Annotated in this window: 20 protein-coding genes; 10 read left to right on the forward strand and 10 right to left on the reverse strand. The window is 36.8% G+C overall.

What is annotated here, in order from left to right; all coding sequences use genetic code 11:
* Positions 1–39: 39 nt before the first annotated feature.
* From DYR29_RS07965 to DYR29_RS07975, 3 genes are all read right to left on the reverse strand, one after another.
* Positions 40–501, reverse strand: coding sequence for a MaoC family dehydratase (locus DYR29_RS07965; RefSeq protein WP_213280032.1), 462 nt, complete (start codon positions 499–501; stop codon positions 40–42).
* A 346-nt stretch (positions 502–847) separates the two neighbouring features.
* Positions 848–1,042, reverse strand: a complete 195-nt coding sequence (locus DYR29_RS07970; RefSeq protein WP_213280033.1) for a cold-shock protein — start codon at positions 1,040–1,042, stop codon at positions 848–850.
* A 128-nt stretch (positions 1,043–1,170) separates the two neighbouring features.
* Positions 1,171–1,956, reverse strand: coding sequence for a DEAD/DEAH box helicase (locus DYR29_RS07975; protein ID WP_249413651.1), 786 nt, complete (start codon positions 1,954–1,956; stop codon positions 1,171–1,173).
* Between the two features lie 443 nt (positions 1,957–2,399).
* Here DYR29_RS07975 and DYR29_RS07980 point away from each other — a divergent pair, with 443 nt between their 5' ends.
* Complete coding sequence (locus DYR29_RS07980) at positions 2,400–3,347, forward strand: beta-1,6-N-acetylglucosaminyltransferase (RefSeq protein ID WP_213280034.1); 948 nt, start codon at positions 2,400–2,402, stop codon at positions 3,345–3,347.
* 78 nt (positions 3,348–3,425) lie between these two features.
* Complete coding sequence (locus DYR29_RS07985) at positions 3,426–4,637, forward strand: winged helix-turn-helix domain-containing protein (RefSeq protein ID WP_213280035.1); 1,212 nt, start codon at positions 3,426–3,428, stop codon at positions 4,635–4,637.
* Positions 4,638–4,717: 80 nt separating this feature from the next.
* Here the strand turns inward: DYR29_RS07985 and DYR29_RS07990 are convergent, their stop codons facing one another.
* Both DYR29_RS07990 and DYR29_RS07995 read right to left on the reverse strand, forming a co-directional pair.
* Positions 4,718–6,226: an adenosine kinase gene (locus DYR29_RS07990; protein WP_213280036.1), complete on the reverse strand. Its 1,509-nt coding sequence runs from the start codon at positions 6,224–6,226 to the stop codon at positions 4,718–4,720.
* 332 nt (positions 6,227–6,558) lie between these two features.
* On the reverse strand, positions 6,559–7,476 hold the full coding sequence (locus DYR29_RS07995; RefSeq protein WP_213280037.1) for an SRPBCC family protein: 918 nt from the start codon (positions 7,474–7,476) through the stop codon (positions 6,559–6,561).
* Between the two features lie 216 nt (positions 7,477–7,692).
* Between DYR29_RS07995 and DYR29_RS08000 the strand changes: the two genes are divergently transcribed.
* Complete coding sequence (locus DYR29_RS08000) at positions 7,693–8,697, forward strand: GlxA family transcriptional regulator (RefSeq protein WP_213280038.1); 1,005 nt, start codon at positions 7,693–7,695, stop codon at positions 8,695–8,697.
* Between the two features lie 32 nt (positions 8,698–8,729).
* On the opposite strand, the gene DYR29_RS08005 is transcribed toward DYR29_RS08000, so the two are convergent.
* Entirely contained in the window at positions 8,730–9,650 is a 921-nt protein-coding gene (locus tag DYR29_RS08005) for an AraC family transcriptional regulator (RefSeq protein ID WP_213280039.1), read from the reverse strand.
* A 178-nt stretch (positions 9,651–9,828) separates the two neighbouring features.
* Positions 9,829–10,740 carry an SDR family oxidoreductase gene (locus DYR29_RS08010; RefSeq protein ID WP_213280040.1) on the reverse strand — a complete coding sequence of 304 codons (912 nt, stop codon included), beginning with the start codon at positions 10,738–10,740 and terminating at the stop codon, positions 9,829–9,831.
* A 758-nt stretch (positions 10,741–11,498) separates the two neighbouring features.
* On the opposite strand from DYR29_RS08010, the gene DYR29_RS08015 reads away from it, so the two are divergent.
* Together DYR29_RS08015 and DYR29_RS08020 are read left to right on the forward strand one after the other, a co-directional pair.
* Positions 11,499–14,453 (forward strand): SusC/RagA family TonB-linked outer membrane protein, encoded by a 2,955-nt coding sequence (locus DYR29_RS08015; protein WP_213280041.1) that lies wholly within the window; start codon positions 11,499–11,501, stop codon positions 14,451–14,453.
* Positions 14,454–14,463: 10 nt separating this feature from the next.
* Positions 14,464–15,927, forward strand: a complete 1,464-nt coding sequence (locus DYR29_RS08020) for a RagB/SusD family nutrient uptake outer membrane protein (RefSeq protein ID WP_213280042.1) — start codon at positions 14,464–14,466, stop codon at positions 15,925–15,927.
* Between the two features lie 296 nt (positions 15,928–16,223).
* On the opposite strand, the gene DYR29_RS08025 is transcribed toward DYR29_RS08020, so the two are convergent.
* A complete protein-coding gene (locus DYR29_RS08025; protein ID WP_213280043.1) occupies positions 16,224–16,736 on the reverse strand; it encodes a hypothetical protein in 513 nt (170 codons plus the stop codon).
* Positions 16,737–16,845: 109 nt separating this feature from the next.
* Between DYR29_RS08025 and DYR29_RS08030 the strand changes: the two genes are divergently transcribed.
* Complete coding sequence (locus tag DYR29_RS08030) at positions 16,846–17,883, forward strand: serine hydrolase domain-containing protein (RefSeq protein WP_213280044.1); 1,038 nt, start codon at positions 16,846–16,848, stop codon at positions 17,881–17,883.
* A 293-nt stretch (positions 17,884–18,176) separates the two neighbouring features.
* Here the strand turns inward: DYR29_RS08030 and DYR29_RS08035 are convergent, their stop codons facing one another.
* Complete coding sequence (locus tag DYR29_RS08035; protein WP_213280045.1) at positions 18,177–19,292, reverse strand: acyltransferase family protein; 1,116 nt, start codon at positions 19,290–19,292, stop codon at positions 18,177–18,179.
* Between the two features lie 183 nt (positions 19,293–19,475).
* Here DYR29_RS08035 and DYR29_RS08040 point away from each other — a divergent pair, with 183 nt between their 5' ends.
* The 4 genes from DYR29_RS08040 (at position 19,476) to DYR29_RS08055 (ending at position 22,923) form a co-directional block, all read left to right on the forward strand.
* The gene (locus tag DYR29_RS08040; RefSeq protein WP_213280046.1) at positions 19,476–20,540 is read left to right on the forward strand and encodes a sensor histidine kinase; all 1,065 of its coding nucleotides are present in this window, start codon (positions 19,476–19,478) and stop codon (positions 20,538–20,540) included.
* Entirely contained in the window at positions 20,530–21,228 is a 699-nt protein-coding gene (locus DYR29_RS08045; RefSeq protein ID WP_213280047.1) for a LytR/AlgR family response regulator transcription factor, read from the forward strand. The genes DYR29_RS08040 and DYR29_RS08045 overlap by 11 nt, the downstream gene beginning before the upstream one ends.
* Before the next feature lie 358 nt (positions 21,229–21,586).
* The gene (locus DYR29_RS08050; RefSeq protein WP_213280048.1) at positions 21,587–22,147 is read left to right on the forward strand and encodes a hypothetical protein; all 561 of its coding nucleotides are present in this window, start codon (positions 21,587–21,589) and stop codon (positions 22,145–22,147) included.
* Positions 22,148–22,227: 80 nt separating this feature from the next.
* Positions 22,228–22,923, forward strand: coding sequence for an ABC transporter ATP-binding protein (locus tag DYR29_RS08055; RefSeq protein ID WP_047378181.1), 696 nt, complete (start codon positions 22,228–22,230; stop codon positions 22,921–22,923).
* Between the two features lie 67 nt (positions 22,924–22,990).
* Here the strand turns inward: DYR29_RS08055 and DYR29_RS08060 are convergent, their stop codons facing one another.
* On the reverse strand, positions 22,991–24,928 hold the full coding sequence (locus tag DYR29_RS08060) for an SPFH domain-containing protein (RefSeq protein WP_213280049.1): 1,938 nt from the start codon (positions 24,926–24,928) through the stop codon (positions 22,991–22,993).
* Positions 24,929–24,959 lie beyond the last annotated feature (31 nt).

The following is a 24,959-nucleotide window of genomic DNA, read 5'->3' on the forward strand; positions in this document are numbered from 1 at the left end:
AAACACTAAATATTAACAACTTTCCCACTCACAAGAAAATCAATCTTTAAAATGATAAAGGAAAACCACATCGCCCGTATAAGCAGGTTTTATATGATCTTTAATGAGCAGTTTGGCTTCAACTACTGCTTTTACAGTTCCCCTGAGATTGATTACTGATTTTACCATTGCCTGCAGCTTTACCTCACTATTTACCGGAACAGCATCTCCGAATTTAAGGTTCTCAATTCCGTAATTGATTTCCATTTTTACATTTCGAACATCTGCAATCTGTTTCCAGAGATAAGGAATCAATGATAATGTCAAATAACCATGAGCAATGGTTGATTTAAAAGGACCGTCTTTTTCTGCCCTTTCTTTATCTGTATGAATCCATTGATTGTCTAAAGTAGCATCTGCAAATCTGTTGATCTGATCCTGATCTATTGTATGCCAGGCAGAAATGCCTATCATCTGTCCTTCAAGAGACCTATACTCATTAAAATTATTAATAATAATCATATTATTTTCTGAACCTTTTGAGGGATTAAAATATGTACAGCTGTCATCAACTTTACAATAACTTTATACCAAGTCTGTATATTTTTTATATTTTTCAGACATTCAATAGCAGTCTATCAATATCTGATCCAATTACCATTCTTATACTTTCAAATCCCGAAAACCTCTCACATAAAGTAAGAGGCTAACGAAAATAAAAAGTAACTTAAATTACGTCCAAGTTTTTTCAAACAATAGATCCAGATACTATGTTCTATGGATTTTGAATCCATAAAAAAATATAAAAAATATGAGACTTAATATGGGAAGGAATATTATTGTAATATTCCTGCAAACAAGACTTTAATTATGCCAACTTTACGTTAACAGCATTTAAGCCTTTATCACTTTTTTGTACATCAAAAACTACTTTATCATTTTCCTGGATCGCTCTTGTAGTTAATCCTGAAGAATGTACAAATATATCTTTACTTCCATCTACTGGAGTAATAAAACCGAAGCCTTTTGCTTCATTGAAAAATTTTACGGTGCCTTCTTGCATTGTAATTATTATTAAAAATTGTGTATTATAGTCTGTAAACGTTACAGCTTCTATTAAAAAAATAGCAGTTCTTTCTATGCCGGTTCATCCGATCCTGTGAACACAGGTTTCAGAAATATCCGGAAATTCTACCGCTGCCTGACCAGTTTATTGACTACGTGTTTAGTACGTGCAAAAACCAGTGATTTTATATTTTTTTTCTGCAGTGTATCTGTCTGCAAATCTTCTTTCTTTTCTTTTTCTACAAAACAAATAGACTGCTCGGCCTTCTTTGTTGTTGAAGAAACCGGGCTGACAATAATCTCCACAGGATTGTTCAGAATTGTTCCGGCAAAATGCTTTACGCTTCCGGGCATTGCTGTAGAAAAAAACAGGTTTTGTCTTTTCTGGGGAAGCAGTTTTAAAACTTTTTTCACTTCATTCATAAATCCCATATCAAGCATCCTATCTGCTTTATCTAAGACAAATATTTCAATTTTGGAAAGGTCAATATGTCTCTGATTCTCTAAAGCAAGCAGTCTTCCCGGTGTTGCCACAAGAATATCTACTCTTTTTCTGAGTGCTGCAAGCTGGCTTCCAATGGGAATACCTTCATAAACGGAAAATTGAGACAATGGTAAGTATTTACTGTAAGTTCCAATATTTTCTTCTAGCTGCATAGCCAACTCCCGTGTTGGTGTAAGTATTAAAATTCGTATTTCTTTATGTTCCTGGGTATGTCTTTTCAGCAGCTGCAAAATAGGCATAACAAATGCGGCTGTTTTTCCTGTACCTGTTTGTGCACATCCTACAACATCTCTTCCTGCTAAAATAGACGGAACTGCTTTGCACTGTATTTCAGTAGGCCTGGAATATCCGGCTTCTGTCACTGCACGGATAATTGGGTTGATTAGATTTAAATTTTTAAAATTCATTATAAATTCCGGCCTTCCGGTATTTTGTAAACAAATCTGTTGATCAGAATTTGAATTGGTGTATGGTAAGGATAAACAATAAAGAATATTTTTCTCTGGCTCATCTTTTTCCTGTTTTGGCTACAATAATATCCTTAACATATTAGGGATTATCCAGCCATGACGTATCGCTCCTCTACAATAGAACTTTATAATCTCTGATCCCTGCCGGGGAATGAAGACTATAAATTGGTAGCTGAAAAAGCAAAACTGAAAGAAAAAAATGAGATTTTAGACTATTACAGAATAGCAAAGGCAGTGACCTGTTTTATAAATGTTCTGCAAACTTACAATAAAAAAAATAAACACAATCCTATTTAATTGATTGATTATCAAAAAATTATTCTTACCTTCTAGCAATTAATAAATTGTTTGCTGACGCGGATAATTTTAAACTCCGAATCATGCAGACTTCTGATCCTATAACAAAACCTTATCCCAAAGCACTAGAATCACATACAGGCTCACATGTAAGGATTGCTTATTTTATTATGGTACATCATAAATCTGAAGTATTTAAGGATATGTTTAAGAAGATTTATACAAGGGATCAGTTTTATCTTATTCATATTGACAGAAAGGCCAAACCCGATTTCATTGAAGAAATACAGCTATATGCAGTTCAATTTCCCAATGTCTATATTCTGGACAGCATGAATATTGTTTCAGGAGGTTTCAATATGGTTCAGGCTGAGTTGAATGCTATGGAATTTCTCTTAAATGTAAGCCAAGAATGGGATTATTTTATTAATCTGAGCGGAGAGGACTATCCCCTGAAATCACAAAACATTATCAGACAATTCCTTTCCGCCCATAAAGACAGAAATTACCTTTTTTATTACGACCAAAAATTTTACAGACCGGATACCCTGAAAAGAATACAAAATTATTTTACAGAACTGACCCATGTGATCTCCTCTTTTATCCGCAAAAGAGCATTCATGAATGATGTGATCCCTTTTATCGGCGGAAAATGGTTTATTTTCACAAGAGAAACCTGTGCATTTTTAACCAATAATACCAGCATAATGGATTTTGAAGATTATTATCTTCATACTTTTTTACCGGCAGAGTCCTTCTTTCAGACTGTTCTTATGAATACTTCATTTAGTGATATCATCATCAATGATGATAAAAGAGCGGTACTTGAGAAATCAATTTTTCAAAATACACAGGATACATCCAATTATATTGAATCCTTAAAATCCGGAAATCAACTTTTTATCAGAAAGGTAAACGGAAAAACTGATGAAAATATCAGAAAATATATTGAAGAAAGCTTTCATCTTCCCTTACCTTATGTAGATGAAATTGAAAGAGAATTAAAAAGGGATAACCGCCAGAACAACTGATTCTTCCCCTTACCGCTATTCAGTCAAATCATTATATTTGAAAAAAGATCTCAAACCCGTTTTCTTTGAATTTAACATATGGAAAAGAAGTTGACACCGGAGCATTTAAAGCTTGCAACATTATATAGTCAGGGATTAACACAAAATACACCGTTCGGAACCGGAAAAGATGCGGTTCTTCATGCTTTGGAACATCTCGGATATATACAGATTGATACCTTGTCTATGGTGGAACGTGCCCATCATCATACGCTATGGACCAGAATCCCGGACTTTAAAGCAGATTATCTTGAAGATCTTGTGGAGGAACGCAAGGTATTTGAATATTGGTTTCACGCTGCATCCTATCTTCCGATGAAAGATTTCCGGTATGTATTACCTCAAATGCTGACGATCAAACGGGGAGAATCCCGCTATTATAATGCAGATCCAAAGGTGATGGAATATGTCACAGACACCATTCGCAACGAAGGTCCTAAACGGGCAAGAGATTTTGAAAATGAAAGCCATAAAGCCGGAACCTGGTGGAACTGGAAACCTGCCAAACTCGCTCTTGAAAGACTTTTCATGCAGGGAGACCTGATGATCAGCGGACGTTCTGGTATGCAGAAAACATATGATCTAGCCGAAAGAGTTCTCCCCGCATCCATTAATACTACAGAACCTACTCCACTGGAGCTGGCGGAATATCTGGTAACAACCAATCTGCGTGCTTATGGATTTACGACAGTGAAGCAGATTACCCATCTTCGGAATGGAAATGACCTGAAGAAGAATGTCAGTAAAGTATTACAAACTATGCTGGAAGAAGATAGGATCTCGAAAATCAAGGTGGATGGAGGAAATCCTGTTTTTGTTAAGAATGATCTGCTGGAAAAAAGCTTTGATATAGCTGCTTCCAATGTATGGCTGCTGTCACCGTTTGATAATTCTATTATTCACCGTGACCGGATCAAGCAGATTTTTGATTTTGATTTCCGGTTGGAATGCTATACCCCGAAAGAAAAAAGACAGTATGGTTATTTCTGTCTGCCGATCCTGTTTGGAGATCAGTTTATCGGAAGAGTGGATTGTAAAGCGCACAGAAAGGAAAAAAAGTTTGAGCTTATCCATTTGCATATTGAAAACCATACTATAGCTCCTGAAGTCTGGCTGACACCTTTTGTAGAAACCGTAAAACGTTTTGCGGTCTTCAATGGCTGTGAATCGCTGGTGCTAACCAAAGTAAGTCCGTCAAAATTGGGTGCTATGGTCAAAAAGGAATTATCCAGATCAAAGTTAAAAAAGTAACTTTTAATGATCAATTAAAAGACAAATCGCATTATTAAGTCAATAATGCGATTTTATTTTTTCAGGAAAGCCTACCTCGGTTAGTTTAATTTCTGATTTGTTTTTTGGACAAAATCATTCCATTGCTGAGTCAGATAAGCTACTGATTTCTTTTTCTCACTTTCATTCAGAGAAGAATAATTAATGGAATTAAAAACCAGCTTTTTCAACGCTTTTACATCCAGTTCCCAATATACCAGTGCTACCCAGAAATCGTAGCTAAGCCCTGTATATCCGTATACGGAAGGATCATCACTGCTGATGGAACACTGTATTCCGTTGCTTAATAATACTCTGGCCGGGTGATTTCTCAGGTCACTTACATATCCCAAAACCTGATTACTGATGGGACTTACTTCAACCAGTTTATTCTGTTTTCTGATCTGCTCCATTGTTTTTGGAAAATAAATAAGATTCAGTCCATGCCCAATTCTTTTGTTGTTTAATAAAGCCACATCCAGAACATTTTTATTGAGAGCGGAATTACTTTCTCCGGCGTGCAGGAAAAGAGGCATTTCTACGCCGTACTTTTTGTTAAGCTCATTCAGCTTTGCCCAGCTTTTTTCAAAAAAATTGATATTATGTCCTGCAGCTTCATCTGCTACAAGGTCAAAACCTGAGATCATATCCGGAAATTCTTTCTTCATCTGAAAAGCTGTTTCCAGCTGCTTTCCGATACTTTCATTATCCAGGAATTTAAAGCTTGAATAAATCAGCTTCAGGGTAAACTGCGGATTTGTCTTATGTATTTCTTTAAGGATATCCTGCAGATCTGTGATGGAAGTATTCAAAGGGTATTTCCCGTGCTTGAAATCATAAAGCTCATCAAAAATATATCTGATTTCTACATGCTGTACCTGATCTTTGATCAAATCCTGAAAGCCTTTCAAATAATATTCTTTAAAGAAAGGACGATAAGGAAGCAGCAGATTGATACGTTTGAAACGTTTTTCAAATTCAATCCAATAATCTGTGTAAGAACATAAATTATTGCGTTTCAGCGTAAGAAGATCCTGCAGTTCTTTTTCAAAACCCGGGTTTGAGCTTAGTTTTTTATCAAGGCTGACAAATCCGTTGGGCACTTTTCCTTTCTCAAAAAAAGCCAGCTGTCCGAAAATGAACTGATCATTGTCTTTCTGATCGTACACATAGCATTCCTGGTATTTTCTGGCAGCTGAAATGATCCATTCCACCTCTGTGATCCCACCGCTGTGGGTGTGCAGCAAACCACCTTTCGGCATGGTCTGCAGCATTTCATACAGCTTACTGCCTTCTATTAATGGTCTTACTTCATAGAAAGAGCTGTTGTATAAAGATATTTTTTTGGATTCTGTATCACTCAGAAACTGCTTACGGGCTTGGAAGATCTTTTTATCCAAAGCAGTTTCAGCATCAGACAGTTTTATATCAGCATCAAATGCCATTTCCTGATTTTCCTTCTCTAAGGATTTCCAGTTCTGCTGGTAAGGAGATATTTCGGTCCCTTTATTTTGTCCCCAAAAGAAAGGTGCTCCCAAAAGTGCTATATATGTAAGGTATTTTTTCATCATAATGTTGGCGTGGTTTTTTACAATCGTTATGCTTTACCGCTTCGGATAAAGAATTGTGCAGGTAAATAATTATCAAAAATATAATTAATTTTCCTGTAAAAGAACACCAATTCCATTAAGAATGATGAGAAATATCAATTTTTTAAATTTCAGAAGGAGTTTTCCAAAGTCTATTGCAAATGCAATTCATTGAGTTACAAAAACAATCTCATGAAAAAGGCTGCCTTCTTTGTGAAACAGCCTTATTTTATTATTTTTCTTATTAAAATTATAACAGGTATCTATTTTTAGATGTTTTGACCATCAGAACCGGATTATTGTGAAGTACCACATTAATTTATTTTATCAAATTCCGGATATGGGAAGCCCTTTCCTGTTTCACAAAGAGATTTCAGGCTTCTGAAAAATAAAGCCCAGTCAAAGCTGCAGGATGCAAATTCTGAATTGTACGATTTCCAGCCATCATGGTGGAATAATAAAATACATCCTTTCTTATGCGGTTCCAGCTCAAAAGTAAGTATAGTACCTACCCAGTCCTCAAACCCCTTGATACAGCGCCATTTCACCAGGCTATAAGGTTTCAGATCGACAACTTCCATATTCTTAAAATAATCAGGACCAAACCCAAATCTCAGGATACTGCCTATCTCTGCTTTTGCCTCTGTATCCGGGGTCCACCATCCGGCTAATCCTTCCCGGGTAGTAATGGCTTCATATACTTTTTCCACTGGGACAGTAATGAGCAATCTGTGATAAATGCTTTTTGTATCTGTGTTTTCTTTCTGATGATCTGCTGGTGTAAAATCTTCTTTGGGAGTTGCCTTACCCTGCCCTGTGGCGATAAGAGATTTCAGGCTGTCCTGAATATAATGGGTCCAGGCGTCATGGCAGACTTCGTAACATTCACCTTCAGGAACCAACCCCTGATGAGTAAATGTCAGTTCTGTTTTTCCATCTTTTTTATGGATGTCAAATATGATATGAGTGTTTACCCATTCTGTTTTATCTTCAATGAAATTAAAATCATTATCCAGAACATGCCATACCACTCTGGTATTGGGCTGCATTTCTGTAATTTTTATTCTGCACCGGTGGACATCACGATAATGATAGGCAAATTCGCTGTTCAGCACAGAGGTAGATCCTTCAATATTTTCAGACCACCAGCCCCGGACATTATTAACGGCATCAAATACCTGCTGTGGCGAGGCATCAACGGTAATACTTGTTGTAAAATCCTGTGATTTCATACTATTATTTTGTTTTTTAGTGTTCATTATTTTTCAACAATCCTTTCGGATTGTATTATCTTATTTACTTATTCAAAGGTAAGAACATAGAAAGACCTGTAAGGGGTGTAAAATAGACATTATAAGAGGTTGATCCGGACATCTTATTTTGTTATATTTGTATGACACAGATGAGGTTACAGCCGGCACAATTTATTCACCTTTAAATTTTGCGATATGAAACATTTAACCATATTAGTTCCCGATGCACAGACAGCTCCCAATACATTATCCTGCATTATAGGGACCTATCATATTTTTACGGAAGCCAACAGGTATTACAGCCATAATAATAAAGATATGGTTTTCACCATCGAACTGGCAGGAGTTTCTGAGCATTCTGATTTTGTAAATGGCTTGCTTACCGTAATCCCACAAAAAAATATTGCAGCCATCCGGAAAACCGATCTGATTGTGATCCCTGCCATTGCTCCGAACTTCACAAAAATAGAAGATCAAAACACAGCACTTGTCGATTGGATATCAGACCAGTATAAAAACGGATCGGATGTAGCCAGCATGTGTACAGGAGCTTATATATTGGCTTCCACAGGGCTTCTGGATTCAAAAAGCTGTTCTATCCACTGGAATACGGTGGCCAATTTCAAAAAGCTGTTTCCGAAAGTGAATGTAAGGGCTGAAAAAATCATTACGGATGAGCATGGGATCTATACGAACGGCGGAGGCTATTCTTTCTTAAACCTTCTTCTTTATCTGGTTGAAAAATATTATGACAGGCAAACGGCTATTTATTGTTCCAAGATATTTCAGATTGATATTGACAGGGAAACACAGTCGGATTTCATCATCTTTAACGGACAGAAATCGCATGGTGATGAAATGATTATCCAGGCCCAGGAATATATTGAAAAGAATTTCTCTGAGAAAATATCCATGGAAGAGCTATCCAGAAAACTGACGGTCGGTAGGCGAAGCTTTGACCGCAGGTTTATCAAAGCAACCGGCAATACACCTCTTGAGTATCAACAAAGGGTAAAGATAGAATCTGCGAAAAAAGAACTGGAAGTTTCCCGGAAAACCATCAATGAAGTGATGTATGAAACGGGGTATTCTGATGTGAAAGCCTTTCGGGAAATATTCCGAAGAATCACGGGTTTATCTCCTATTGAATATCGAAACAAATACAACAAAACAGGTATTACAGCCAAACAGCATCATTGATCACAATAATGCTGTCTGAATTTTTTTATGTTCTACTGAAAAGAAGCTCTGAACTCCAGCGGAGAAAGCCGGGTTTTATTTTTAAACAGTTTTGTAAAGGACTGCGGATGCTCAAAGCCCAGTTCATAAGCAATCTCACTTACTGAGAGCTCTGTCGTAGAAAGCTTTTCTTTTGCTTTTTCAATCAACTTGTCATGGATAAACTGCTGGGTACTTTGCCCGGTAAGAGTCGTTAGCAGCCGGCTAAGGTAATTGGGTGAAATTCCAAGTTCTTTGGCTGTAAACTGAACGGTGGGCAATCCTTTTGATACCAGATCATTATCATTGAAATAATCCGCCAATAAAGTTTCTAAACGGTTCAGGATGGTATGATTGGTTATTTTTCTGGTGATGAACTGCCTTTCATAAAATCTTTCAGAATAACTGAGCAGTGTTTCAATATGGGAGATGATAATATTCTGGCTGAATTTATCAATCACTGCATGATATTCCTGTTCAATATTTTCTATAATTCCATTGATCGTAAGTTCCTCTTTTTTGGAAAGAAACAAAGCTTCATTCACAGAATAATCGAAAAAATCATATTGTTTTATGGTTTTTGCTAATGAAGTGTTCCACAGAAAATCAGGGTGAATCAACAGCATCCAGCCTGATTGCTTCTCCTTCAGACCGGAATCTGCTTCAATTCTGAAAACCTGATTCGGAGAAATAAAAAACAGAGTTCCTTCATCAAAATCATATTCCTGCTGGCCATATTTCAGTTTTCCGTTCATTCCTATTTTCAAAGAGATCTGGTAAAAATCCAGCATCCAATTAACTTCTCCGATATCAGCAGGACGTTTAACATCTTTGTAATCAATGACACTGATGAGCGGATGCTCAGGAGGCGGTAATCCTCTTGAACGGTGAAATTCTGTAATGGTTTTTATTCTTTTGGTAACCCGTCTTTCCATATCTATAAAATTACAAATTGTTTTACAAGTTGTTAAACCACAGGGAGCATAGATTTTTGTGATTAACTTATAAAAAATCGGAGATGCTTAAACCTTATGTAAACTTACTCTGCATAAGGATATCCTCCCAGGCTCACTTAAATATTTAAAGCTTTTGTGACATTGATGGTTCAATATTTCACACTTCCTCTTTGTGGTAAGCAACAGCAAATTCCTTCGCAAAATCTGCCAGTTTTACTTTCCCCAGGACAGGCTGATGCTGATAGTAATCCTCATACAGAATTCCGCTTCCCTGACTTGCCTGTGTTTCTACAAAACCTTTGGCTATCTGCTCATTGAAACCGATGTGAAGCCAGTTTTCCAATAATTCCTGGTCTGAAATCACTTTCCATTCCAGATCTGCCTTACCGATTGATTCTCCCAAAGCTTTTGCAATTTCATTAGGGGAAACCTCATCACTGGCTACATAGCGTATTTCTCTGCCCATAAAAGGTTTATCCATTTCTTCCGTTACAGCATCTGCAATATCCAACGGAGAAACCCAAGGCTCTTTCTGATCACCTCCCCAATTGGAAATAATAACCCCTTTGTTTTTTATCGTAGGGATGAACGAAAACATATTGAAATAAATACCAACAGGACGAATGAATTTAATCGCAATATCATCCGGTAATTGTTTCAGAATCTGTTCTACATGGTGATGGAAGACAATAATCCCTGTCCCTTTATCTGTATGGGCACCAATGCTGCTGAGATGGATAATTTTCTTCACTCTAGAACGTTCCACAGCAGTTTTGTAATTGTTGCCGATTTCACTAATCTTTCCAATAAAATCAATGCTTTTATCAAACATGTCTCCCGCTGCTTCCATTGTTTCCATTAAATACACAATATCTGCCCCTGTAAATGTTTTGGTGAGAAAGTCTGCATCAAACATACTTCCTATAGCAGCTTTTGCACCCAGCGCTTCTATAGCAGCTATTCTTTCTTCATTACTGCTGATCACTGTTACCGAGTGTCCTTTTTCTACGAGTTCTTTTGTAAGTGGTTTTCCTATGTTCCCGATGGAACCTGTTAAAACAATATTCATTTCTTTAATTTTTTGTTGGTGTAAAATTCCGAAATGCATGTAAAGAAGATTTCACCGGATCTATCTTCTCCTTAGCCAAAACTAATCCTGTACAAAAATTTTCCCCGTCAATCTTCCAGATCAGATAGAGCGTGTGTTATAAAATAAATAAAAAGTCTACAAAAACAATAGACTTATTGTATTAACTTTAATTCATAGATTAAAAGATTATTTTTTTATCATTTTTTAACATTTTGAAAAATTTATTAAACCATTAAATATCAAACAGATAAAATAAAAATATCATATACTTTTTTATTAGTCTACTAATTTAGTAGGTTAATATGATTTATCTCATACTCTCCTTTTACCAGTGTTCAGCAATTATTAAATAATTTTGACCTAGTTAAAAAAAACATAAACTCTATTCTCATGAATAAGAACTACTTTGATTCTTACCTATGCACCACTATGACGACAGCTCCTGCACAATATATGTGTTGTGGAATGTCTGTCTTTTCACAGCACAACAGTATTTCTCAAGACATGTGCTTTGATATGATGTGCACAATGATGATGTCATAACTTTCCAAAAGATACATTCATTACTGTAGGAATTAAAGCCAAAAAGTTCAAGGCTTCTTTCATCCGGGTACATCTCCTGTAAATTTTAACCTTTTCGCTATTGAAATCCTCCCTGAAAAAGGAGGCGGAAAGCTACATTTTAAACGGAAGATCAACAGTAATACACAGTTCAGTTTTAAACCTAGATTAATATAATGAAAAAGAAACAATGTAAACTTGGTGTATTAGCTTTACTCCTATTCGCGGAATATGGCTATGCCCAAACTAAAGACAGCCTTTCCAAAGAAACTTCGATAAAGGAAGTGGTGGTGGTAGCCTTCGGGAAGCAGAAAAAAGAGGAGATTACAGGATCTGTACAGTCATTGAAGGCAAAAGACCTGTCTAATCTTCAGAACGGAAATATTCTTCAGGGAATCGGAGGAAAAGTAGCCGGTGTACAGGTGATCTCATCCGGCCAGCCGGGTTCTCAGCCAACCATCAGAATGAGAGGAATTGGTTCTATCAATGCTTCCAGCGATCCACTGATTGTACTGGATGGTATTCCGTACAGCGGAAACCTGAACAGTATTGCCGCATCTGATATTGAAAGCATTTCTTTTCTTGAAGATGCTTCTTCCAATGCTTTATATGGTTCCAGAGGAGCCAATGGAGTGATTATTGTGAATACAAAAAGAGGAAAAAGTAAAGGAGTAAGTATTGAAGCCGATATAAGAACCGGTGTGAATTTCAGATCTATCCAGGATTATTCGGTGTATACTTCCCCACAGGATTATTATACAGCTTATTATAACAGAGCCAGAATTGGTGAAATTGCAAGACTGAAACAACCCGGAGCCGTTCCTTCAGGACCTTCTCCACATGACGTAGGGCTTGCAGCATTGACCAAACTGGGATATGATGCTTATAGCGTTCCTTTCAACCAATTGATTTCAAAGGATGGATCTTTCAATCCTGATGCGAAACTGCTGTATCAGGACAACTGGAAAAAACTGCTTTTCAGACCTGCTTTGAGAAGAGAAGCCACAGTGGGAATCAATGCTAATGGAGATCAGGTGAAATCTTATACTTCCCTTAATTATCTGGATGACAAAGGGTATTTAATATCTTCCGGTTTTGAAAGATTCGGAATCAGATCGAATGTGGATTATTCCATAACATCAAAGCTGAAGTTGACCAGTGCATTATCTTATACCTACAGTAAGCAGGATTTTGGGGAAACAGGAGGTTTTTCCAACCCTTTCCAGTTTGCCAGAAATATTGCTCCATTCTATCCTGTTTTCCTCAGGGATAACAATTACCAGAGGTTGTACGACAGCAATGGAAATGCTCTATATGACTATGGAGACGGGCAGGGCCCCAACGGAGCCACAAGATCTTATGCCGTTTTTGAAAACCCTGTAGGTAACCTTCAGAAAGATAAATCTCAGATCGTAAGTAATATCACCAATCTTAACCTTGGTTTAAACTATGAAATTATCAAAGGATTGGATTTCACGTATAACTTCGGTGCTTATCTTGAAAATACAAGAAATCTTCAGTTCGGAAATACAGAAGGAGGAACTTCATCTTCTGTAGGGGGAACTATCTCGCAGGGTTCTAATTTTAAATATACCCTGAACCACCAGCAATTGCTTACTTATCAGAAAAAACTGGGAAATCACAATTTTAATCTTCTTGTAGGACATGAACTGAATAAGATAAAAGATGATGGTTTTTCAGGATCAAAACAGCAGCTTTTATTACCCGACTCTCAGTCTTTTGACAATGCTGTGAAAATTACAGATTTATCAGGAAGCGGCTATGAATATGCTGTAGAAGGATATTTCACAAGGTTACTATATAATTATGACGGGAAGTATTTCTTCAATGCCAATATCCGTAGAGATGGTTCTTCTGTCTTTTCTCCGGAAAGCAGATGGGGAAATTTCTATGGATTGGGACTGGCCTGGAATATTGCTAAGGAAGATTTTCTTAAAGACAACAGCGTAATCAATTCTTTAAAATTAAAAGCTTCTTATGGCCAGCAGGGAAATGATAACATTCTTTTAGGAGGTTCCAACAGAGATTATTATGCTTACCAGGATATCTACGGAATTAATAATTTCGGGGATGACAAACCGGTTCTTTCGCTTAAAAAACAAGGAAATAAGGACTTAAAATGGGAAACCTCCAAAAACCTGAATGCCGGTTTTGAACTCTCAATTTTGAAAAACAGAATAACCCTGAATGCTGATTATTTTGAAAGGAAGGTATCGGATATGATCTATACGCTGCCTCTTCCTCCGTCCAATGCAGGCTCTTATGTGAAATACGGAAATATCGGGGATATGACCAACAGAGGTGTTCAGGCCAATCTAAGTGTGGATATTCTCCGTGGTGATGAATTCCAGTGGAGCTTTTATGCCAATGCTACTCATTATAAGAATAAGATTACAAAATTACCTGCTGAGCAAAGGAATACAGGACTGGTTTCCGGATTGTTTATCCTTACAGAAGGAGGAGACCGCTATACCTATTTCCTGAAAGAGTTTGCCGGAGTAAATCCTGAAAACGGGGATGCTTTATGGTATCGCACTACCATCAATCCTGTCACTCAGAAAGAGGAAAGAATCGTCACCAACAGTTATAAGGAAGCTACGGATTATAATACCGGCAAATCAGCAATTCCAAAGGTGTATGGTGGATTCGGAACAGATTTTAGCTATAAGAGATTCAGTCTGGCAGTGAATTTTGCGTACCAGTTCGGAGGATATGGATATGATGATATTTACAGAAGTTTATTCCATTCAGACAGCTATGGGTCTAACTATTCAACGGATCTTGATAAAACATGGACTCCTGAAAACCCGACTGCAGCGCTGCCGAGAGTAGATCTCACCGCTACAAATCAGAACGGAAATTCAACGCTTTACCTGATTAAATCGGATTATATCAGCCTTCAGGATGTCACCCTCTCCTATCAGCTTCCTGATGGTTTTGCACAGCAGGCAGGTCTATCAGGTCTGAAAATCTACGTTACAGGCAACAATCTGTATCTGTGGTCCAAGAGAAAAGGATATGATCCAAGAGCTTCCCTGACAGGAGTTTCTGATGCCTACAGATATTCTCTGCTATCAAGTGTCTCTTTAGGCTTTAAACTTAATTTTTAAAAGAACAGGAATGAAAAAAATAAAATACTTTATAACAGCTGTAATGGTTATTCTGATCACTAACAGCTGTGCCAGTGATCTTAATACATTACCGGAAGGTGATATTTCCGGTGAACAGCTGAATAATGATTCTTCCAGTCCGGAAAAAATCCTTGGAGGAATCTATCTTGATCTTCGCAGCAATGGGGCCGGCGGTACTACCGTTCACTCAGATTTTGGAATCATGGGAATCAAAGCTGGTGCTGATCTGATGTCAAATGATGTCATCCAGTCTACGAACCAGCATTTGGGAATGTTTTACAATTATGAAGCTACCAATGCCAGCAACATTGCTTCTGAGATTGTATGGACCACTTTTTATGCAAGAATATTTGTGATCAATAAGCTTCTTGATGATCTGGATAAAAATGCAAATGCGAAAAACAGAGCGATTGCAGGACAGTTATTAGCTTTAAGAGCGTACTCTTATTTTTATTTAGTCCGTTTTTATGCCAATGATTATAACGGCCATCAGTCTGAACCGGGACTTCCATTGGTCCTTACCGCAAAAAATCCAGGCCAGGGACTTCCAAGATCAACTGTTGCTGAGGTGTATGGGCAGATCAAAAATGACATTGAGGAATCTATTACACTTTTAGATACTTATGCCCGTCCGTCCAGAGCCCAGATCGATAGAAGAACTGCCAAGGCAATTGCCGCCGAAGTATTTCTGGAGACGGGAGATTACATCAAAGCTGCCCAATATGCTGAAGAAAGTAAACAGGGTGTTGGTCTTATGACGGAAGATGATTATACCACCACCGGATTTTCCAATATCAATAATCCTGAGGTGATATGGGGTTTTCATAATACGATCTCTACTATGAGTATCGGAAATTATTATGCTTCATTTTTCTCGATGTTTGATAATACCAACGAAGGATATGCCGGAGCAGCACAGATCCGTAAGCTGATAGACAAACGTCTTTACGAAGCAATTCCGGAAACGGATTACCGTAAAAAAGTGTTCAATGGCAGTCAGGCTTCGGCTTATACTTTTAACGGAAAAACGAAAAATTATCCGCCTTATGTAAGCTGGAAGTTTAAAGATCCTACTCTTTTTGAAGGAGATTATATTTATATCAGAGCTTCCTCTCTGTATTATATCCAAGCTGAAGCCCTTGCCAGACAGGGAAGAGAAGCAGAGGCCAGACAGGTATTGTTCCAAATTACCTCAAAAAGGGATCAGGCTTATACACTCTCCACAAAGTCAGGCAATGAGCTGATCAATGAAATAGTCCTGCAAAAAAGGATAGAACTTTGGGGTGAAGGTTATGCATGGTTTGATATGAAAAGATTAAATATCCCTTTGGAAAGAGTGTACACAGGAACGAATCATACTTTTGGAAGATTCAACCTTACACCGGATAAATTCAGATTTCAGATTCCAAATAAAGAGATTAATAATAACCCACAAATCAAACAGAATGAATAGATAAACCTAAAACAATTTTACATTCAAATATATTCAGTGACGAGGCATCATTTACTTGTAAATGGTGCCTTTTTATTGATAATACTGAACTGTAATATTATTAAAGAAGGCAAAGCAAGCAACAAAGTCGCTGATGAAGCTAATGATAATACATATGCTTAGAAAGAATCAATGCAATTGATTTCCTCTTTGCCTCCTTGTAAAATCATTATAGCAGAATTAAACTTTGAGTCAAATTCTCTATCTATCTATCTATCTATCTATCTATCTATCTATCTATCTATCTATCTATCTATCTATCTCACAATAATATCAGACTTGTAATTGTCTTTCACCAGCTCACCGTTTTTATACAACCGCTGGTTGATGACCTTCCCTTTTTCATTAAAATAAAGCCACAATGCATTTTTCCTTCCTAAAGAATCCAGGCGGCCCATTTCTTTCGGCATTTTATTATCGTGAAGAATCTGAATCGGATACAAACCTTTCAGCTCTTTTAAAGAATCCATTTTTTCAGGAATCAGTTCTGCTTCATTCCCTATTTTGAAAATATACTTTTTTCCTTTATCACTTCTTAAAATAAGTTCATCTCCGGATATCTCATATTTTCCCTCTGAAAATGGAGCTGTTAAGATCTGATCATAGCTTATAAGTTTAGTTTTTAAAAATTCAAAGGTTCCGTTTTTTATATAAAGTGAATATTCTCCGCCACCGGACTCCAGCTCAACATATTTCGGATATTCCTTGTCTTTTTTACAGGAAATAATAGTGAAAGGAATGATGAGAAGGCTAATCGTTTTTATTTTCATAAAAGCCAAATTATTAAATATTTGAAATAAAAGCAAAAGAGTAAATACATATATTTGGAAACATTTTAATGTCATATCCATTTCTTACTTTTTTCAATACAAAAACATAATGACCACAACAAAATTACTCTTCACAGCTCTATTTTCAGCTGTATTGTCTGTTACCGCAACAGCTCAGAAGAAAAACATGTATACACAAAAAATAGACAGCATTATAACAGCATCCAGTCCGATAGCGTTCAACGGTGTTGTGTTAGTTGCTCAGAAAGGAAAAATCCAATATCTGAAAACCAATGGCTACAAAGATTTTGAAAAGAAAATTCCTTTGAAAACAGACGACCAGTTTGAAATCATGTCCAATTCAAAGCAGGTTACCGCTGTTTTGATTTTACAGGCTGCGGAGCAGGGAAAACTGAATCTTCATACCCCTATCAAAAAGTACCTTCCTGCTCTTACCCAGACCTGGGCAGATAGCGTTACTATCCATCATCTTCTGAACCACACCCATGGTATTACAGATATCAATAAGCCAGCAGCTTTCAAAGCCGGTTCCCAGTTCAAATATGGTAATCTATCTTATATGCTCCTTGGAGAAATCCTTAAAAATACCACAGGGAAAAATTTCACAGAACTTGCCATTTCTCTTTTCAAAAAACTGAAAATGGATAGAACTTTGGTATATAATCCTAAGAACAGTCAGGCTCTTGTTCCTGGTTACATGAACGAGGACAATCGATTTGAAAAAGTAAAAGAATCATTCCTGAATAATAATATGGCTCCTGCTGCAGGTATTATTTCTACAGTACAGGATCTTGCCAGATGGGATGAAGCATTATTTAAAGGAAAACTTCTCTCTCCTGAGTTTCAAAAGCAGATGCTGACCCCTTCCACAAGTTCCCAGCACAATGTTTTTGGAAAAGAAAGTATGGGGTTTGGATATAATGTGAGATTTATCAAAGAAGCAGGCCTTGATTATTTTGCTGTAACAGGTCTTGGTGATGGATTCACCTGCCTTAATGTTTATTTTCCTTCTACAGATACTGCTTTGGTCATTTTAGAAAATCAGATGCCTGAAAAAAGTGAATACTGGAGTTTTAAAGAGGCTTCAATAAAGAATGCAGTGTTGAAAGCGATGACATCCAAATAATTTTAAAATAATATTTTCACTTTCATAAAATTCACGATATAAAACTGATTGTAAACACTTTATCAATCTTTATAATCTTCGAGACATAAATTCTTAAACGCAAAGTTTCAATAACTTCAATGGATAGATTTAAGAAGGCAAAGAAACAACGACAAAGTCGCATTGAAGCTGCGTGGTCATCGTTCGCTTAATAAGAATCAATGAAGTTGATTCCGGCTTTGCTCCCTTACATATTCAGATTGAAAAGATAAAACTTTGCGTTTAAAAAGAATTCTTCCTACTAATTTAGAATGCTAAGCAAGTTTTTTCAAAACTCTGGATTTAATGATTGAAAAAGGTTTCTCAATAACAAATCGGTAGAACAAACCACCCAAGATACAAGCCAGCAGACAAATAAGAATGGTGATATTATCTGAGGTTTCAAATTTAAAATAACCAAGGAGCTCCTGCACCATATGGATAATTCCTTTGTGTGAAAGATAGACAGCATACGACAGAGCAGCCAGCTGAGCAGTAATATACGACTTAGAACGATACAGGAAAGACGATTGGGAAATAGCAGCCATCAGAATAATTCCATAGCTTATCGCTATTAATGTAAAACCAAATACAGAAGCTTTTTTTGAAGCCTGTTCATTACCTATCCAAAATGAAATTCCAAGCAGTACTATTCCAAAAAAGAAAAACTTATTTCCATTACCAGCAACTATTCTTCTGAACATTGAAGAATACTGCATGAGATATCCGATCAAGACACCCGTTCCCAGGCTATCCAATCTTGTATGGGTTGGATAATATATTTTCATATACCATAATTTCCAGAAATCTGTGGAAGAAGGATCTGCTGCTGCAATAAATTCATTCCACGCCATAAGCCTTGCTGCCATAGAAAATCCAATGACGGCAATCATCAGAACAGTCATATATCTGGACAGTTTTGTCGGCATTAGGATCAAAAGGAACACAGGTAAAATGAGATAAAATTGTTCTTCGATACACAATGACCATGCATGGGAAAACGTTCCCCGGCTGATGACATCCAACCCATAGTTTTGAGTGAAAGTAACAAACTTCCCAAAAGGAGATAACGCTTCCCTTTCCCTGAAAAAAGGAAATGTAAAATAGAGAAAAAGGGTAAAAAAGTAAGCCGGAATAATCCTGAAAAACCGTTTTACATAAAATCTTCTCAGACTGATACTTCCATTCTTTTCTATTTCTTTAAACAGCTGCCCTGAGATCAGAAAACCGCTTAGTACAAAGAAAAGATCTACTCCTGTCCACCCAAATCTCCCGATACTGTCTATCCAGCCGGGATGTTTAAAGGCCCTGTAATGATATAGTAACACAAGTAAAATAGCAACTGCCCTCAGATGATCTAATCCGTAAAGCCTTTCAGAACATTCCGTCATTATTTTTTTTATACAAATATTGACCAATTTCAACCTGCTTTCTTACACAGGATTCAGACAACAGGCTATTCACTGCCAATAGCAAAATAAGCAGTTTGTAGCATAAATGATGTTATCTGACATTATTTTAAAGTCTTTTGCATACATTTCTCTGGCGTAGCTGAAGTTTTAATATTTTTGAAGATGATGAAAATGCCATCAGGAACTCAGATCAGACAAACTCTATACTTCCAGCTGTTCTTCTGGACTGCTTTATTTTTATTCGGAACAGCAAGAATGTATGGAGAATATGAAAGTGGAGCCTTTAAAGAATTGGTCATCTATAACTTTTGCCATTGGATTTTTCAGATTGCAGGAGCCAATTTTATCTATTTCGTGCTGATCCGCCGTTTTTTCGACCGAAAAAGGTATGTTGAGTTTTCGGTGTACCTTGTCATCAGTCTTTATCTTATTTCTGTCATCAACAGGTTTTTTCTTGTTTATATTGCAGAACCACTCTTTACCCATGAAGTCAAAGACAGCATATCCGATATTTTCACTGATATCCCCTATCTTTTGATTCATTATACATTCACAATTATCAGTGGGGCATTTATCTTTATTTCCATTATGTTTTTCATACGGTACAGGGATGAAAAAGAATATACGATCAAACTGCAGAAGGAAAAGACCGAGCTTGAACTGCAATCCCTCAAATCTCAGCTCAATCCACATTTTCTCTTTAATACCCTGAATAATATTTATTCTCTTTCGATCAGTCATTCTGATAAAACCTCCCAATCCATCAGCCAGCTTTCTGATATTCTGGATTATATTTTATACAAAGGGCAGAAAAAATGGGTTTCGGTCTCTGATGAACTGGCGATTATTGAGCATTATATTGCATTGGAAAGCCTGCGGTATCATGATGAAAGATTAAAAATTCAAAAATATATCAGATTAAACTCCCCAAATACCATTCCGCCCCTGCTCTACCTTACTTTGGTGGAAAATGCCTTTAAACACGGAGTAGGAAAAAGTTCAGAAACTACGGAAATAAAGATTCATATAGAAACGAATTCACAGCATTCTGTCTTTACAATTGAAAACACCTTCTCAGGCCACCAGACAACCAATGAAAAAGGGATCGGTCTGCAGAACATACAAAGACAGCTGCAGTATCACTATCATGAACATTTTACTTTCAAGATCTCACAGGAAAACCATATTTTTAAAGTTGAAATAACCACTCCTTCACATGACAATTAACTGTATTATTGTAGATGATGAACCTCTGGCCATGTCATTACTGGAAAACCATATTTCTAAGATCGACGATTTAAAGCTGGTGGGAAAAGCTCAGAATGCAATGCAGGCTTATAAAATACTGCAAAATCAGACCGTAGACCTGATGTTTCTGGATATTCAGATGCCTCAGCTTAGCGGAATTGATTTCCTGAAATCACTACCCCAAAAGCCCAAAACTATTTTCACTACCGCTTACCGGGATTTTGCCATTGAAGGTTTTGAACTGGAAGCGGTAGATTATCTCCTGAAGCCGATTACTTTTGAACGTTTTTTTAAATCTGTGGAACGTATCATGAGAACTACCGCCGGCCATACAGAAGATTTTATCCTCATCAAAACTGAAGGAATGCACCGGAAACTTATGCTTTCAGAGATCGTTTATTTTGAAAGTCAGGGAAATGATATCAAAATAGTACTCATTACCAATGAAAGTTTTATTTCTAAAAGTAAGATTACAGATATTGAACAGACATTATCAGGTAAAAGTTTTGTGAGAATTCACAGATCTTTTATCATTAATTCTGCTTTTGTGACGGCATTTAATAATAATGAAATTGTTGTCAACCATCATAAAATTCCCGTGGGAAGAAGTTATAAACAGGAATTTGATGCATTAATCTCATCTGTTTCCAGAAATAAACTGTTATAAACTTACTTTCTACTTCTCTTTTAGAATTTAATCTATAATAGCATTTTTAACATTTATTTTAAATTAGTTTCTCTCCCAACCTCGCTTAAGGGATTTTCAATCTGTTTCTCAATACATTACATCAAATTGATAATTAACGATCAACTTTAAACCCAATTGGCTTCACTTTCCTAAAAAAGACCCAAGAAATTAATTAACAATCACTTACACAAACAATGACATCCATAGCATCGACGGATGCTCTCATAGAAATATTAAAAAAAAATGTTATTTTTGCTTTAACAAATAAAATTGCTTTTTAGCCTTTTTATTAGTAATTTTATATACACCAATTTTATAAAACATTAAAATTCAATTCATGAGAAAAATAATTCTACTTATTACATGTATGTTCGGTATTTCAGTTTTCTCACAGATCAAAGTGTTGAAGAATGAAAGTTTGGTGGAAATTGGTAAAGATAATTCCGTTGGTCTCTATAAAAAGGAAGATAAATTTACAGTCAACTACCAGGATCTGAACACCAGCAACCTGAATACAATCCGATCTTTTTCATTTCAGAATCTTAATAATGATGTTGCCGGACTATACAAACTTATTATGGATGGTTTTATCTCCACTCCGGAAGAGAATGTTGTGTTGGAATTGCCTAATGATATCATCGAACTTCATTATGAAAAGAATTATGGCCAGCAAACCATGCAGTTTATCCAGGTGATCAACAAAAACCGGAAATACATTGGAAAATCACAGTTTTTAACCCAAAAACAAGTGGAGAAGATTTTCGGAAGAGCTAATGGAAAGTATGCCATGTATGACAAACCTGCTTCTATAAATCCTTCAGTGAATAAAGGAAACGGAAATACAGCATCTACCGCTGCCCCGGCAACAGGTGGAACAAAGAAAAAATCAAGAAAATAATTATATTTTATAAATATTGCGAAACTCATTCTATTGGATGAGTTTTTTTATTTTATTTTTGCAAAAAGATAGTAAAACTTATGCCGCTTCAGATAATCAATTTAACCAAAAAATTTGGTGAGCAGACTGCCCTTGACAATATCAACATTTCTATTGATAAAAACGAGATCATCGGTCTTCTTGGCCCAAACGGTGCCGGAAAATCTACCCTGATGAAATCTATTGTCGGAGCACTGAAAATTGACCAGGGTGAAATCATCTTCAATGGTATGAATATCTCAAACCATGAGATTGAAAGCAAAAAGAAAATAGGCTTTCTTCCTGAAAACAATCCGCTTTATCTGGAGATGTACGTAAAAGAATACCTTCAGTTTGTAGCCAATATCCACAAAATCCCTGAATCCAGAGTAGATGAGGTGATAGAACTGGTAGGAATTACGCCTGAAAAATCCAAAAAGATCGGACAGCTTTCAAAAGGCTACAAGCAACGTGTAGGATTGGCACAGGCTATTATTCATCAGCCGGATTTACTGATTCTGGATGAACCTACCAATGGTCTGGATCCCAATCAAATCATTGAAATCCGTAATGTGGTAAAACAAATCGGCCAGCAGAAAACCGTTTTACTTTCTACCCACATCATGCAGGAAGTAGAAGCACTTTGTTCAAGAGTTATTCTTATTCATAAAGGAAATATTCTTCAGGACTGCCCTATTGATGAGTTTAAAGGTAAATTTGAAAGCCTGGAAGAGGCGTTTGCAAGTTACACGGTATAAAAAATATGAAATCGCCCGGAAAAATTTTCGGGCGATTTTTTTAGTTTAATTATTCCTTATGCTAAAGTCAAGAATTATTATCAGGTTTCTCTTCAATCACAGTAACCGTTTCAGCATTTTTCTTTTGCACCTGTTCCAACAGCTGAAGTCCCAGAAGTCCGCTGATTCCGCCATTCGCTGAATCTCCGTTACCGCCAATTAATACCTCAGGCATTATTCTTACATTCTGGCTGGCTATATTTTCCATAATTTTCAATTGAGTAAAATTATTTCCGCCCATTGCTTCTACCGATAGCTTGTAAGATTCTGCATTAGATTTACCAATGGCCAGAATTTTTTCTGCTTCAGCATTACCTGTTAGTGAAATTTGTTCCGCATTTGCTTTTGCCAGCAATTCTATCTTTTCTGCTTCAGCTTTGGCAAGAAGTCTTGTTTTTTCTGCTTCACCGGTTGCTAACAGTTTCAGTCTGTCTCCTTCCGCATTTGCCTGTAATCTTACGGAATTGGCATCTCCGGTTGCTTTTTTTACTGATGCATCAGCTATTCTTTCCGCAATCAAAACACCCTGATCTGCTTTTACAATTTCTTTCTGCATATCAGCAACAGCCGTTTCTTTTTCTAAAGCCTGACGTGTTTCCTGAGCCAGCATTTCAGTTTCATACGTAATTTTCTGTTCTTCCGCCAATTTTCTATCCGTTAAGGTTTTCATCAGACTTTCCGGAGGAACAATCGCTCCAATCAGAGTGTCCACAGCATTTACATTATATTGTTCCAAAACACTGCTGATATGGTCTTTTGCAGACTGCTGTCTTTCTTTTCGGGTCCCCAGGAAGGCAATCACATCACTATCCTGCGCTGAATTTCTGAAATAATTTCCAATGGTTGGTTCCAAAACCTGGCTTACAAGATTGATCATATTTCCAAAACGGGCTATCACTTTCGGAGCTTCATAGGTAGGAATATGAATGATTTGAGAAACATCAAGATTGAATGGGAAACCGTCTTTACTTCGTACCGTAATTGTTGAAAGATTTTTATCCAGCTGGTGGGATTCACTTCTTTCATACGCCCAGTTCAGAACCAAATTGGTAGTAGGAACAAGTTCAACCTTCATAATATAAGGATTGATGGGGTATTTTCCGGGCCCAATGGGTTCTGCCCAAACTCCTTTATGACTTTTCTCAACAATATTTCCATGTTTGAAATCAATCCCGCTCAAATCCTGTCCTTCTTCTCCCACGTAGCTAATAATGACTCCCACATGGCCAATAGGAATTTCCGTCATTTTCACCATTTCAACTTTTGTAAACCATGGATTCAGAAAATAAGAACCCGCCAGGATTACCTGTTCCTGAAGACCTTTAAATCCTCCGTTATTTAAAAAAGTATCTACATCCTGGAACTTATTATGATCATTGATAATCTTACCCGCAATCTGACCTTCAGCTAAAGGGTCTCCTTCCATAGTTGTGATAATACCTACTGCATTATCAGGAATCTGAGTCATATCCGTTAATTCTATTTCAAATAACAACGTATTGATTCTATAGGATCCCGGCGCAATAATCGCGGTCTGACGGCCTTTCCTTCCTCCGTTTTTCAAAAAAGCTTCAGCATCCTGAAAAGAATCACACTCCACTTTTCTTCCTAAGATTCTTCCGGTTTCTAATTCTGCACCATCTTTTGCCAGCAATAATCCAATTTTTCCGGTCGAAATCACTGTAAAAGATTGAAAATCGATAGAATACTGCCAGATCCATTTTCTGAAATATACACCCGGAGCTAATGTCTGAGCCTGAAAACCCGCTTCTCCATTGGTTGCAATAATCCTTCCTTCCGGAAGTTCCTGCTTACCCACCAACACGAATTTTTTGGTTACCAAACCTATTTTGTCCTGAGGGACAATGATTAATCCAAAGAAAATTCTTAAAATGAATTTATAAAAAAGTACGCACAACAGTGCAATTACAGCCGGAATCATCCAGCCATGAAAAGCTAATTCCATAGTTTTGTTTTTTGTTTTTGATTATATTTGA

Origin of the sequence: Chryseobacterium indologenes (assembly GCF_018362995.1) — a bacterium.
GTDB lineage: Bacteria > Bacteroidota > Bacteroidia > Flavobacteriales > Weeksellaceae > Chryseobacterium > Chryseobacterium indologenes_G.

Bases quoted from the DNA above. Each gene is read 5' to 3' on its own strand.
- DYR29_RS08000 (WP_213280038.1), top strand. From the start codon at position 7,693: ATGAAACATTTAACCATATTAGTTCCCGATGCACAGACAGCTCCCAAT.
- DYR29_RS08050 (WP_213280048.1), top strand. From the start codon at position 21,587: ATGAGAAAAATAATTCTACTTATTACATGTATGTTCGGTATTTCAGTT.
- DYR29_RS07965 (WP_213280032.1), bottom strand. From the start codon at position 501: ATGATTATTATTAATAATTTTAATGAGTATAGGTCTCTTGAAGGACAG.
- DYR29_RS08040 (WP_213280046.1), top strand. From the start codon at position 19,476: ATGATGAAAATGCCATCAGGAACTCAGATCAGACAAACTCTATACTTC.
- DYR29_RS08025 (WP_213280043.1), bottom strand. From the start codon at position 16,736: ATGAAAATAAAAACGATTAGCCTTCTCATCATTCCTTTCACTATTATT.
- DYR29_RS08010 (WP_213280040.1), bottom strand. From the start codon at position 10,740: ATGAATATTGTTTTAACAGGTTCCATCGGGAACATAGGAAAACCACTT.
- DYR29_RS07970 (WP_213280033.1), bottom strand. From the start codon at position 1,042: ATGCAAGAAGGCACCGTAAAATTTTTCAATGAAGCAAAAGGCTTCGGT.
- DYR29_RS08020 (WP_213280042.1), top strand. From the start codon at position 14,464: ATGAAAAAAATAAAATACTTTATAACAGCTGTAATGGTTATTCTGATC.
- DYR29_RS08055 (WP_047378181.1), top strand. From the start codon at position 22,228: ATGCCGCTTCAGATAATCAATTTAACCAAAAAATTTGGTGAGCAGACT.
- DYR29_RS08035 (WP_213280045.1), bottom strand. From the start codon at position 19,292: ATGACGGAATGTTCTGAAAGGCTTTACGGATTAGATCATCTGAGGGCA.
- DYR29_RS07995 (WP_213280037.1), bottom strand. From the start codon at position 7,476: ATGAAATCACAGGATTTTACAACAAGTATTACCGTTGATGCCTCGCCA.
- DYR29_RS08060 (WP_213280049.1), bottom strand. From the start codon at position 24,928: ATGGAATTAGCTTTTCATGGCTGGATGATTCCGGCTGTAATTGCACTG.
- DYR29_RS07985 (WP_213280035.1), top strand. From the start codon at position 3,426: ATGGAAAAGAAGTTGACACCGGAGCATTTAAAGCTTGCAACATTATAT.
- DYR29_RS08015 (WP_213280041.1), top strand. From the start codon at position 11,499: ATGAAAAAGAAACAATGTAAACTTGGTGTATTAGCTTTACTCCTATTC.
- DYR29_RS08005 (WP_213280039.1), bottom strand. From the start codon at position 9,650: ATGGAAAGACGGGTTACCAAAAGAATAAAAACCATTACAGAATTTCAC.
- DYR29_RS07990 (WP_213280036.1), bottom strand. From the start codon at position 6,226: ATGATGAAAAAATACCTTACATATATAGCACTTTTGGGAGCACCTTTC.
- DYR29_RS08045 (WP_213280047.1), top strand. From the start codon at position 20,530: ATGACAATTAACTGTATTATTGTAGATGATGAACCTCTGGCCATGTCA.
- DYR29_RS08030 (WP_213280044.1), top strand. From the start codon at position 16,846: ATGACCACAACAAAATTACTCTTCACAGCTCTATTTTCAGCTGTATTG.
- DYR29_RS07980 (WP_213280034.1), top strand. From the start codon at position 2,400: ATGCAGACTTCTGATCCTATAACAAAACCTTATCCCAAAGCACTAGAA.
- DYR29_RS07975 (WP_249413651.1), bottom strand. From the start codon at position 1,956: ATGAATTTTAAAAATTTAAATCTAATCAACCCAATTATCCGTGCAGTG.